This is a genomic window from Limisalsivibrio acetivorans, assembly GCF_000421105.1.
Classification (GTDB): domain Bacteria; phylum Chrysiogenota; class Deferribacteres; order Deferribacterales; family Geovibrionaceae; genus Limisalsivibrio; species Limisalsivibrio acetivorans.
Window position 1 is genome coordinate 1,893,971 of record NZ_ATWF01000001.1, and the last position, 12,452, is coordinate 1,906,422.

Below are 12,452 nucleotides of genomic sequence, written 5' to 3' on the forward strand. Positions count from 1 at the left end.
CTTTCATCCATGAAAGCTTATGCTAATCACACGTTTGAGGTTGATAGGTAACAGGCTTCCATGGATGGAAGCCCCTGAAGGCGTAGCTGAATTGGGCTTTGCTCAATTCACGAAGCCGGAAGTGCGAGAGGGCAAGGTTTCCTTGCCCGAACAACAATGGAATTTCCATGGATGGTAAATTCCATACATAAAATCAGACCAGGGAAATTCTCAGGATGATGAATTTCCCAAATATACTAAGGTTAGTCCCCTTCGTTTATCTCCACACTGTTGAGCACCTTCTCCATAAGCGATACAAGCTTGGGCATATTCTCATCATACCGGGTGTAGATGTGCCACAGATCCTTGCCCTCGGTGAAAACAATGGAATCGGTACTAACTTCAAGACCCTTGGTGTTCGCTGTTCCCTTGACGAAATACCCCTTTCGTCCGTTTATTTCTACAGGATAGAGGTCATACTTATAGCGGCTTATACCTTTGGTTTTCTTAACGGTCTTTGCGAAGCCCTTGGAGTACTCCTCTGCATCCGGTTCGGAATCTTTGGCTGTGAGTTCGATCAAAGTGAACTCAAAATAACCCGAACGGTAGGTGTACATCTCATAGCCGTCCAGCCTGTCCTTTGCATTCTCATAGGAGGGGAGCTTGACCTCTTCAAGGCTTGAGGGGGCGATTATGGAAATCCCTGTATCCCCTATGGAGCGGAACTGCCACTCCTCTGCCAAAACCTGATCCGTTGTTAGCTGGGATTCTGCACTGGTATCTTTGCTCACATACTTATAAACAAATGTGCCGACCACTAGGGCAAATACAGCAACTGCGAAAATGATAAGAGCGACTTTAAGTTTACTCATTATTAAAAACCTTCGGTGATTTATTTAAAACAGTGTAACAGAACAGATAGTTTATATCAGTCAAAAGGATATTGAGCAACCGTAATCACAGTCCTAGATGGGTTATGTAACTAAAACAGGATGAAAACTGTTGACTTTTCAAAAAAATGGGTATTATATTTAATACTTGAACTTATCAAGAGTGGTGGAGGGATAAGGCCCTGCGAAACCACAGCAACCGCCCGATACCCGGGAAAGGTGCTAAATCCTTCCCTGGGCGGGGGAGATAAGTTACCATAACGAATTGGAACTTATACAGCCTCTTTCCATCCCGGGAAGAGGCTTTTTTTTTGGAGGAACTCATATGAAGTATCAAAGCATTGACACCATCGCCGTTCACGGCGGACACACACCCGACCCTGTTACGGGTGCCAGAGCTGTACCAATCTATCAGACCACAGCTTACCAATTCAAGGACGCAGACCATGCGGCAAGGCTTTTTGACCTTGCAGAACCGGGCTATATCTACACTCGCCTGAACAACCCAACTGTTGAAGTTCTTGAGAACCGAATGTCAATGCTTGAAGGCGGCACAGGAGCTGTCGCCACATCCTCCGGTCAATTTGCTGAATTCATGGTTTTCACTTCCATCGCCGAGGCGGGGGATGAGATTATCACAACAAACAGGCTATATGGAGGTACCAACAATCTCTTTTTCAGCACATTCAAGAAGCTCGGTATCAAGTTTATCGGCATCGATCACGATGACTTCGAGGCTATCGAAGGTGCGATTACAGATAAAACAAAGGGGATATACCTAGAAACGGTATCAAACCCCGGCAACGATATACCGAATATGGAGAAGGTGGCAGAGATAGCCCATAGGAACGGACTACCGCTCATCGTAGACAATACGTACCCAACACCGTATCTTTGCAGACCGAAGGATTTCGGAGCAGATGTGGTTATCCATTCCGTCACAAAGTTTCTCGGCGGGCACGGCAACTCCATGGGCGGCGTTGCGGTGGACCTCGGAACCTTTGACTGGGCGGCTTCGGGCAGATTCCCCGGCTTCACCGAACCGGACCCCAGCTACCACGGTGTGGTCTATTCCGAAACCTTCGGGAACATGGCGCTGGCCGTTAAGATGAGGGTTCAGATCATGAGGGATATCGGCGGATGCATGACACCTATGAACGCATTCCTGCTCCTGCAGGGGATTGAAACTCTGCATCTGCGCATGGAGCGCCATGTGGAGAACGCAGGTAGGGTTGCGAGGTTCCTTGAAGGGCATCCCGCTGTGGAGCGTGTAAGCTATCCTGATCTTGATGGAAACAAAAACGCTGAACGGCTTAAAAAGTATCTCCCCAAAGGATCCGGTGCGATGCTCTCCTTCGAATTAAAGGGCGGATACGAGTCTGGCAAGGCATTCATCGAGGGTGTTGAGCTTGCAACCCACCTGACAAACCTCGGGGACACCAGAACTCTCGTAACCCATCCCGCAAGCACCACCCATCGCCAGCTCTCCACTGAGCAGAAGCAGGCGGCGGGCATCGGAGAGGGGCTTATCAGGATGTCCATCGGCATCGAAGGGAGCGAAGATATCCTTGCGGATCTCGAACAGGCACTCGCAAAGGCGGAGCAGGTTTAAGATGGAGCAGGGATCCGTCGGAATAGTTAAAACTCAATATGTCACATTCAAGAAGGATTTCTTTCTTGAAAGTGGACGGGTTATATCCCCCGTCACTGTGGCATATGAAACATATGGTGAATTGAACGAGGACGGCAGTAATGCCGTCCTCGTCTGTCACGCCTTAACGGGAAGCGCCCACGCTGCTGGCTATCACAGGGAAGATGAACAGAAACCCGGATGGTGGGACTCCATGATAGGCCCCGGAAAGGCTTTTGATACGGATAAATACTTCGTTATCAGCTCAAACTTCCTCGGTAGCTGCTTTGGCACCACAGGTCCCTCATCGGTGGATCCTGCCACAAAGAAACGATACGGTCTAAAATTCCCCGTAATAACTGTACGGGACATGGTTAAGCTCCAGAAGATGCTTGTGGACCACCTTGGCATCGAGAAACTGCTTAGCGTGTGCGGCGGAAGCATGGGGGGAATGCAGGCACTTGAGTGGGCGTGCACCTTTCCTTACATGTGCGAAAGCGTTATCCCTATCGCAACAACCCATGCCATAACCCCCATGGCCATCGCCTTCAACAGTATCGCAAGGTTCTCCATTCAAAAGGATCCCCGCTGGAACGGGGGGGATTACTACGACAGCGAATACCCGACGGACGGTCTCGCCATCGCAAGGATGGCTGGGCACATTACATACCTATCCGATCAGGCGTTTCACAATAAATTCGGCAGACGCTTCGCCGCCTTTGAGGGTATCTACGATTTCAGCGGCTTCTTTGAGGTTGAGAATTATCTAAGGTACAACGGATACAAGTTTACCGAGTTCTTCGACCCGAACACATATCTTTACATACTGAAGGCAATGGATATTTTTGACCTTTCATACGGCAGAATAACCCTTAAGGATGCGTTGAACCTGATTCAATCCGACACATTTCTTATATCGTTCACCTCAGATATTCTCTTTCCCCCCTACCAAACTGAGGAAATTTACAATATAATGAAGAAACATGGTAAAAATGTACGGTGGGAAAATATCGAATCTGATTACGGGCACGATGCATTCCTCCTCGAATTTGAGGAGCAGACCAAACTTATTAGTGATTTTCTCGCCGAAAAGGCAGGGTGAATGGGTTTTAATGAATCAGCCTTCAGTTATTACATAAGCGGGGACCATATTAAAGGGGATGATCTTGATATCATCCGCAGGCGTTACGAAGGGATTGAGTTTGAAAACATGCTGGATGTTGCTACTGGTGCCGGACACTGTGCGGCGGCTGTATCTGCTTCCATGCGTGTCTGTTGCGACATATCCGAGCAGATGCTGAGAACGGCCGGGGAGAAGAATTCCCACGGCAATCTTGTTCTCACTCCGGCAGAGAAGCTCCCCTTTAAAGATAACTCCTTCGATGTTGCTACATGCCGACTGGCCCTGCATCATTTCCAATCCCCGGTGGACTTCTTCTCCGAAGTAGCCCGGGTGCTTAGGCCTTGCGGACAGTTTGTTTTGATCGACAGTGTTGTAGATGTTGAGGATGCATGCCTCAACGTCATTGAATATATCAGGGATAATTCCCACAGACGCAGTTACAGGGTTGAAGAGATACTCTCCTTTGGTGCTGAAAAGTTGCGTCTGCTTTATTTCACCTCTATCTTTAAGAGGCACGACTTCTATGAATGGGCCGGAAGGCTGGGAGCGGATTCCGACGGGATAAAACGTATCGAGGAAGCATTCGAAAGGCTTCCTGAGAATATCCAGAAAGAACTGCGCATTGAGAGGAAGTCGGGCGGGATATCCGCATATACCGATAAAAAAGGTATCTATATTTTTCAGAAAATCTAATCTGTAAGCGAGTTGAGTGATTGTTTCGTAACAGGATTCAAAGAATGAATCTCCCCTCTATCGGGAGATGGTTCATCCTAGGCACCGCCGTGGGCATCGTTGCCGGTATCGGCGCTATCTTATTCTTTCTGCTTCTTCAAGGCTGTTCATATATCATGCTGGACCTAATAGTTGGTATGCGTGTCGAGGAAACCGCCGGCGAACCTGCAATATTCGGCCATGCAACAACGGAGCTCAAACGATGGATGCTTATTATAATGCCTGCACTGGGGGGATTGATAAGCGCAATTCTAGTTTGCCGTTTTGCCCCGGAGGCGGCAGGGCACGGTACCGATGCAGCCATCGATTCAATACATAAAAAGAACGGCTATATCAGATGGCAGGTACCAATCGTTAAGACCATAGCCAGTGCTGTAACCATAGGCTCCGGAGGCTCAGGCGGTCGGGAGGGCCCCATAGCACAGATCGGTGCAGGGTTCGGCTCCTTCCTTGGACGTGCACTCAAGCTTACGGACAGGGAGAAGCGTATTCTCACAGCTGCTGGTATGGGTGCAGGTGTGGGCGCAATATTCCGAAGCCCTCTGGCTGGCGCAATCTTCGCCGCAGAGGTTCTCTACTCCAGCTCTGACATGGAATATGAGGTACTCCTCCCCTCTACCATAACATCGATTATCGCCTATTCCATTTTCTGTAGTTTTTTCGGCTGGGATCCTCTGTTTGCGACACCTGATTTCGTTTTCAGGAGTCCTATGGAGCTCCTGGGCTACACTGTGCTGGGATTCGCATGTGCACTCTTCGGGTGGATTTACGTCAGAACCTTCTACCGTATCCATGAAGCCTTCAGCGTCCTCAAGATCTCACCCTATTTCAAGCCAGCCATCGGCGGACTGCTCACTGGTATCATAGGCTACTTCATACCGCAGGCACTCGGCGGCGGATATGCACAGATAGAGCTTGCCATGCATCGGGAGCTGGCCCTAGGCTTTCTCCTCGTGCTCATTTTCGCAAAGATTCTAACGACGTCATTCAGTATCGGTTCCGGCGGCTCAGCTGGAATATTCGGCCCCTCTATGGTTGTTGGTGCGGCGGTTGGTGGTTTTATCGGTCTTGCACTCAACATGTTCATACCGATGATTGCACCCGAGCCAGGCGCATATGTTATTGTAGGGATGGCAGGCTTCTTCTCAGGCATAGCCAGTGCGCCCCTTTCAACGATTATAATGGTTAGCGAGATGACGGGGAATTACCATCTTCTGGTGCCTTCGATGTGGGTTAGTACGCTCAGTTTCCTACTACTCAGAAAAACTACAATGTATGTGAACCAGGTTGAGATGCGCAGTGATTCACCCATACATAAAGGTGAGTTCTTCCTGCAGGTTCTCCAGGACATCAAGGTTCGTGACATCATGCGCCCTGACCCCATAGTTATCCATGAAAGCACCAGCTTTTACGACTTTATGCATTTCATTCCCACCACGAAACACAACAACTTTCCCGTAGTCAAGGATGATAATACCCTCGTCGGCGTCCTACTCTTTGAAGAGATTCGTGAATTTGTTTTTGAAGAGGGACTGGAAAATATTGTTGTTGCAGGGGAGATATGCGAAAAGGACATCCCCACCATCAAATGCGAGAACACACTGGCAAACGCCATCGAGCTCATCGGCTTCCGCAGTGTGGAGCTTCTACCCATTGTCGACTCCGAAGATGAAACAAAACTCGTGGGAATCATTACCCGAAGAGATATTATATCCACTTATAACAAGGTCTTGCGAAAACGTAAGGAAGACCGGCTTAAAGAAGGCGAGTTCTAGAAAGTAAGTCTTGCTTTAGCACGAAAATACAGTATTTATGGTTAATTTCGAGTGTGATTATGTTTGGAAAAGACTTAAGGGGTGCTTTTTAGGAACAAACCACCCCTTAACAACCCTTCAAAAACTCACGTTGTAGATAACTATTAAGGTTGATACGTAATAAGCCAACACGGATGTTGGCTCTGAAGGTGTAGGAGAATTGGGCTCAGCTCAATTCACGTAGCCGGAAGTAAGCGGAGCGAAGGCTTTGCCAAGCGTAGCGGCAGGGAAATTCTCAGGATGACGAATTTCCCAGATATTAATAGTAACCTCCTTCTCACTTACGCAAGCGAGCTTTCATCCATGAAAGCTTATGCTAATCATACTAGCAATCTTTAAATGCAACAGGCTTCAATGGATTAGTAAACCTAAGAATGCAGGGAACTTTTTAGGGAACAAAGTTCCCCGCACCCCTCAAAAACCCATCTAGAAGATAATAATTAAGGCTGATACATAATCAGCCAACATGGATGTTGGCTCTGAAGGCGTAGCTGAATTGGGCTCTGCTCAATTCACGTAGCCGGAAGTGCTAGAGAGCAGGGTTTCCCTGCTCGAACAACAATGGAATTTCCATGGATGGTAAATTCCATAGATTACATCAGACCAGGGAAATTCTCAGGATGACGAATTTCCCAGATTAATGTAAGGGAAATTCCATACATAAAATCAGGCCTACCCCTACTCCACCGTTACGCTCTTTGCGAGGTTTCGGGGCTGGTCGACGTCGAGACCGAGCAGGTTTGCGCAGTGGTATGCGAATATCTGCGTTGCGGTTACTGTGAGAAATACGGAGAGCTCCTCACACGACTCGGGCACTGTAATAACATGGTCGCAGATTTTCGGCAGGTTTTTATCCCCTTCTGTACAAACAGCGATAACGATTCCATCCCTCGCCTTCACCTCTTCGATGTTGGAAACCGCCTTTTCATAAACGGAGCCTTTTACGGCTATTACAAATACGGGCAGATCCTTATCTATCAGCGCGATGGGTCCATGCTTCATCTCTCCAGCAGGGTAGCCTTCGGCGTGGATGTATGAAATTTCCTTTAGCTTGAGCGCACCTTCCAAGGCGATCGGGTAATTCACATTACGCCCAAGGTAGAGAAAGTCTTTGCTGTCTTTATATGTCTTCGCCAGTTCTTCAATATCATCGTCCTGACTGAGAACCTTCTCAAGCTTCTCTGGTATAGCTATAAGCTCTTCGATATATTTCCTCGCCTGATCCTCACCCATAAGCCCTCTAATCCTTGCCATATATAGTGCGAACACGAAGAGTGAGGCCAGCTGGGTTGTAAACGCCTTTGTGGATGCAACCCCAATCTCCGGGCCAGCATGGGTATAAATGACAGAGTGGGATTCTCTGGCAATGGTGGAGCCCACAACATTGCATATGGAGAGGACGCTTGAGCCCATCTTCTTGACGATCCTGAGCGCAGAGAGTGTATCCGCTGTTTCGCCGGACTGGCTGATGGTTATGAGCAGTACACGCTCATTCATCACAAGGTCCCTGTACCTGAACTCAGAGGCGATATCCACCTCAACGGGGAGTTTTGCGAAACGTTCCAGATAGAATTTGCCTATGAGCCCTGCATGCCAGCTTGTTCCGCAGGCAACTATTACGATGCGGTCTATCTTTTCCAGGGAGTCTCTCATTTCATCGGTTATATCGAGATACACATCCCCCGTTTCGAGGCGGTATTTCCCCCTAATAGTATCGATTATGGAGCGGGGCTGCTCGAAGATCTCTTTCTGCATGAAGTGCCTGTAGCCGGACTTCTCCGCCATTACAGGGTTCCAGTCGATACGCTTTATCTCACGCTCGGCAAGGATACCGTTTTCATCGTATATCTCGTAGCTGTCTTTTGTGAGAACAGCCACATCACCTTCCTCAAGAAATACAAAATTGCGTGTACGGCTGAGAACCGCAGGGATATCGCTGGCGGCCATCATCTCGCCGTTTCCTACCCCTATTACAAGGGGACTGTCCTTTCTTGCGAACACGAGCTTATCCGGTTCCTTCTCGCTGATTACAGCAATGGCATAGGAGCCTTCAAGGCGTTTGACAGCACCCTGAACCGCACCTTTGAGATCACCGTCATACGACACGTCAATAAGATGTGCGATAACCTCTGTATCCGTCTCTGAATGGAACTCATACCCTTTGCCCATGAGCTCTTCCTTAAGGGAAAGGTAGTTTTCGATAATACCGTTATGCACGATGGATAGTGAATTCGACTTATGGGGATGTGCATTAACGAAGGAGGGCTTGCCGTGGGTTGCCCAGCGGGTGTGCCCGATGCCTGCGGTGGCGGTAAAATCATACTCCTTGATGCTCTCCTGAAGGTTTACGAGTTTGCCCACACTGCGGACTATCTCGATCTTACCCTTCTCAAGCAGGGATATACCGGCGGAATCATATCCTCTGTACTCAAGCCTTGTAAGGCCGTCCATTATAACGCTTGAGGCACTGCTGTCCCCTATGAAGCCGACTATTCCGCACATCTATTTCTTCTCCTTGGACTTCTTCCAGGATGAAACCCATCCTTCCTTTATGAGCTGTTTTGCCCTTGTTATGGCCAGAGAATCCTCCGGCACGTCTTTGGTTATGGTAGAACCAGCCCCGATAAGGGCTCCTTTTCCGATATTAACAGGAGCTACAAACTGAACATCACTCCCCACAAAAACGCCGTCGCCTATGGTGGTTACATGCTTGTTGATGCCGTCGTAGTTACAGGTAATGGTTCCGCACCCCACATTAACATCCTTCCCGATATCCGCATCGCCGAGGTAGGTGAGATGGCTCGCCTTGCTCCCCTCTCCAAAGCTGATCTTCTTTGTCTCCACAAAGTTGCCTATCTTATTCTCACCAAGGAGCTTTGTACCAGGGCGAAGCTGTGCCATCGGCCCAACTGATGAGCCTTTACCGACGAAGCTGTCCTGAATAAGCGTGTTGTCCTTGATCTCGCAGTTCTCTTCGATGACAGAGTCCTTAATGCGGCTTCCGGGATAGATTGTGGTTCCGGAATGGATAATGGTCTCACCCTCGATGTAAACATTCGGGTAGATAACAGCATCCTTTTTTATCTCAACATCGGCCCCTGCATAGAAGGTATCGGGATCCAATATGCTCACACCCTCTTCCATAAAACGCTCAGCTCTTCTCCGCCAGATCATTTTAGAGGCGGCGGCAAGGTGGGCTCTGGTATTTACACCCATGAACTCGTCCTCGTCTTCCGCTTTATAGGCGTAGGCACCCTCGGATACTATGTCGGTGAGATAGAACTCACCCTGAGCGTTCTTTGTATCGATGCGGGAAAGCCTGTCAAGCAGGGTATCACCGTCGCAGAGGTATATGCCTGTATTTATCTCTTTTATCCGTTTTTCGTTCTCGTTTGCGTCCTTCTGCTCAACGATCCTGAGCACATTGCCGTTGGTACCTCTAACGACACGGCCGTAGCCGAATGGTTTTTCCACATCAACGGTGATAAAGCTCACCGGATGATGCTCTGCCTCTTCGACAAAATTCCGAAGCGTCGCTCCGCTTACAAGGGGCATATCACCGCAAAGGATAAGGACTCGGCATTTCTTATCTTTAATAATCTCTTCGGCGGCCATAACGGCATCGCCAGTTCCTCTTTGTTCTTTTTGTACAGAATAGGTTACGGAATTGCCGAGATGTGCCTTAACCAACTCCGCACCGCTACCCACAACGACATTTATCTCATTCGCACCAGCCTCTCTGGCGGCGGAAACGGCATAGTCCACCATCGGTCTGCCGGCTGCTTCGAAAAGTACCTTTGGATTTTCGGATTTCATTCTGGTTCCCTTACCAGCGGCAAGGATTATGGTAAGAAGTGACATATCAAACCCCTAATAGAATCAGTACATTTAACCTAGCTATGATAGCCAAACAGACTTAGAGGTTCAAGAATGAAATGCTCAGCTTGAGAAATCTTCCAGATAGCCGAACTCCACAATGGATTTTTCCTGATTGGCTCCCCTGTTCACCTCAATGGTGAAGATATAGAGTTCCTTCTCATCATTATCGAAACTTTTGCATTCGTAGTTGGTAACTGATATGTCATGGGTGGTTGTTTCGTTGTCGTATCGGCTTATGAACGTGGTTACCTTGGTTATATTGTCTGCGCAGCCAACCTGATTATCCCGCACACCTGCAATGAGAAAATCCGCAGTACCCTTGGCAACATCCAATGATGACTTATAGGAGCCGAGTGAGGCTGTTGTCTGGGAGCCGGACTGCACGAAGTAAGCAAGGGTGGAGATGAAGGCAAGTGCCACCATGGAGAGAACCAGAGTAGTAACAAGCGAAAAACCTTTATTGTTTCTGATGTTCATGTTCTCACCTTATATTAAGCGTTTTGACGTCCACGTTTATTATATTCCAGCGGTAGTTCTCTCCCCCATCAGGAAGATCGAGGCTTACGCTGTCGCTGATGTTGTCGCCGGAGAAGTTAAACTGCCCCACCATGGTATCACGGCCGAAATCGAAATCGTTATCCCTCTGCCCCTCCTGAACCAGAACATAGAGCATGAATCTATGGACATCGTTTAGATCGCTGTTTCCGATATTGGAGAATTCATCGTAAATAATATCACCGGTGGCGTTATCGATATATCCCGCAAAAGCTCTCACATCGGCAACACAGTCCACCAGGGGAACGGTTCCTCTGCAGAGAACGTCGGTATTCGGGTTGCACCTTGCGGCCAGATCAGAAACATCATCACCGTTGCAGTCCTTTGAGAGGAAGTACGGAATTGCTACATACTTATCAGGGTTAACACCCGAATCATCATAGGGGAAACCAAGGGCATAGAAATCTGGACTTGTGACGGTTCCCAGAACGTAGCTTATCTCATTATCGTTGATAGTGCTTATAACCTTAAGGCCGTCGTAGTGAGCCGGATCACGCTTATCGCTTTCTATCTCGCAGATGTCGTTGGTTACATTGTCTATACATTTGAGCAGTGCGTAGCCGTGGGTTTTGTTATCCAGCCTGTTGTATGTGGAGTATATGGTCAGATTCGTTCCGTCCCACTCTATCGGGTAGAGTGGGTTGGTAGTTCCTGTCTTGGTTTCTCCATCTCCGATGCCGAAGCCGGCATTCTGAATGTCTGTACGGATTATTTCGGAATTTATAATACCCTCGACCTGGCTTTCCACAATCTTAGTACCCTGCTTATAGCCGGAGTAGAGCTTTATATATGTGGTATAAAGAGCCGTTATAAGTATACCGGAGATACCAAGCACCACCAGAAGCTCAACCAGCGAAAACCCCTTTATACCCTTTCTGATTATGGAGGGATAGTCTCTCATCAAAGCCCCCCTTCCTGAATAACTGTTTTTTTGCTGATGGACATAAGCTTATCCCTGTATCGCCAGCAGATTGTTAACACAACGGTCTTTGTACCGGGAAGGTCCACTCCGTAGCCGGAGGTTGTATCGAAAACCTTGTACACAGTCTCCCAGTTCACAGCACTTGCAATGCCCAACTGGGAGCTTCCGCCGCTTCTATAGACAAACTGACCGCTATTTTCCGGATCATCAGGAGTAGTTCCATCGGCAGGGTCGCAGTAGTCACGCAGGTGCTGGGTATCCTCCACATCCATGGAGGGGAGTGAGGAGGGCTCATCTGTTACGTTATCAAAGGGGATACTCCTGAGCCTCTCCATTGTTGCCGAAACGGTTTCCTCCCCCTTTTGTCGAAGGAGATCCGCATAATTCCGCTGTGCCGTAACGATATAGGCATAGGCAAGCCCCAGCATGACCACAGCCATAACCACGATACTTACCAGCACCTCAACCAGGGTGAAACCCTTCTTATTTGATATCACAGTTTCCGCCATCTAATTTACCCAGTTTAATCCTGCTTGCCTGAAACAGGACACAGTCATATTCTGCGCCGGTATCCGAACCGGCAGTGGTGACCGACCCCGTAATAACCACAAAACCGTCCTTAAAGGTTATGTCGCCGTTCTTTGCAAAGGTTGTATCAAGCTCTGCGTTAAGCCCCGAGGCCACATTTCCGTTATCGGCATAAACAACCGACGCCTCACCGCTGGCTATATTCAGCTTAAGGGTATCCTTCCAAGTGAAGGAAAACTGCCTCGCCTTATTACTTAGCGCATATATCCTCTTGGCATCGTTCTCCACCATAGCCTTGCGGCGTATGCTGGAATAGTTCACCGTTGCCAGTGTAACGAGTATGCCGATAATGGATACTGTCACAATCATTTCAACGAGGGTCATCCCTTTACTGTTCATG

The 12,452-nt window shown here is 48.4% G+C and carries 11 protein-coding genes and 1 riboswitch; of the genes, 4 read left to right on the top strand and 7 right to left on the bottom strand.

Annotated features, from left to right (window positions below; genetic code table 11):
* Positions 1 to 242 precede the first annotated feature (242 nt).
* Positions 243 to 851, bottom strand: a complete 609-nt coding sequence (locus K300_RS0109010; protein WP_022851346.1) for a hypothetical protein — start codon at positions 849 to 851, stop codon at positions 243 to 245.
* Positions 852 to 1,020: 169 nt separating this feature from the next.
* A riboswitch (SAM riboswitch) is annotated at positions 1,021 to 1,123 on the top strand.
* A gap of 71 nt (positions 1,124 to 1,194) precedes the next feature.
* On the opposite strand from K300_RS0109010, the gene K300_RS0109015 reads away from it, so the two are divergent.
* Genes K300_RS0109015 through K300_RS0109030 form a run of 4 tightly spaced genes read left to right on the top strand, consistent with a single transcriptional unit; the run spans position 1,195 to position 6,129 of the window.
* The gene (locus K300_RS0109015; RefSeq protein ID WP_022851347.1) at positions 1,195 to 2,481 is read left to right on the top strand and encodes an O-acetylhomoserine aminocarboxypropyltransferase/cysteine synthase family protein; all 1,287 of its coding nucleotides are present in this window, start codon (positions 1,195 to 1,197) and stop codon (positions 2,479 to 2,481) included.
* 1 nt (position 2,482) lies between these two features.
* Entirely contained in the window at positions 2,483 to 3,601 is a 1,119-nt protein-coding gene (gene metX, locus K300_RS0109020) for a homoserine O-acetyltransferase MetX (RefSeq protein ID WP_022851348.1), read from the top strand.
* Entirely contained in the window at positions 3,602 to 4,315 is a 714-nt protein-coding gene (locus K300_RS0109025) for a class I SAM-dependent methyltransferase (RefSeq protein WP_022851349.1), read from the top strand.
* Between the two features lie 44 nt (positions 4,316 to 4,359).
* Positions 4,360 to 6,129 carry a chloride channel protein gene (locus K300_RS0109030; RefSeq protein WP_040463093.1) on the top strand — a complete coding sequence of 590 codons (1,770 nt, stop codon included), beginning with the start codon at positions 4,360 to 4,362 and terminating at the stop codon, positions 6,127 to 6,129.
* Positions 6,130 to 6,846: 717 nt separating this feature from the next.
* On the opposite strand, the gene glmS is transcribed toward K300_RS0109030, so the two are convergent.
* The 6 genes from glmS to K300_RS0109060 all read right to left on the bottom strand — a co-directional run bounded on the left by glmS (position 6,847) and on the right by K300_RS0109060 (position 12,451).
* The gene (gene glmS, locus K300_RS0109035) at positions 6,847 to 8,670 is read right to left on the bottom strand and encodes a glutamine--fructose-6-phosphate transaminase (isomerizing) (RefSeq protein WP_022851351.1); all 1,824 of its coding nucleotides are present in this window, start codon (positions 8,668 to 8,670) and stop codon (positions 6,847 to 6,849) included.
* Positions 8,671 to 10,029, bottom strand: a complete 1,359-nt coding sequence (glmU, locus tag K300_RS0109040) for a bifunctional UDP-N-acetylglucosamine diphosphorylase/glucosamine-1-phosphate N-acetyltransferase GlmU (RefSeq protein ID WP_022851352.1) — start codon at positions 10,027 to 10,029, stop codon at positions 8,671 to 8,673.
* A 78-nt stretch (positions 10,030 to 10,107) separates the two neighbouring features.
* Complete coding sequence (locus K300_RS0109045) at positions 10,108 to 10,524, bottom strand: hypothetical protein (protein ID WP_022851353.1); 417 nt, start codon at positions 10,522 to 10,524, stop codon at positions 10,108 to 10,110.
* Positions 10,525 to 10,528: 4 nt separating this feature from the next.
* On the bottom strand, positions 10,529 to 11,503 hold the full coding sequence (locus tag K300_RS0109050; RefSeq protein ID WP_022851354.1) for a PilW family protein: 975 nt from the start codon (positions 11,501 to 11,503) through the stop codon (positions 10,529 to 10,531).
* Complete coding sequence (locus K300_RS0109055) at positions 11,503 to 12,033, bottom strand: prepilin-type N-terminal cleavage/methylation domain-containing protein (protein WP_022851355.1); 531 nt, start codon at positions 12,031 to 12,033, stop codon at positions 11,503 to 11,505. Before K300_RS0109055 ends, K300_RS0109050 begins: the two co-directional genes overlap by 1 nt.
* A complete protein-coding gene (locus K300_RS0109060; protein ID WP_022851356.1) occupies positions 12,008 to 12,451 on the bottom strand; it encodes a type II secretion system protein in 444 nt (147 codons plus the stop codon). The genes K300_RS0109055 and K300_RS0109060 overlap by 26 nt, the downstream gene beginning before the upstream one ends.
* Position 12,452 lies beyond the last annotated feature (1 nt).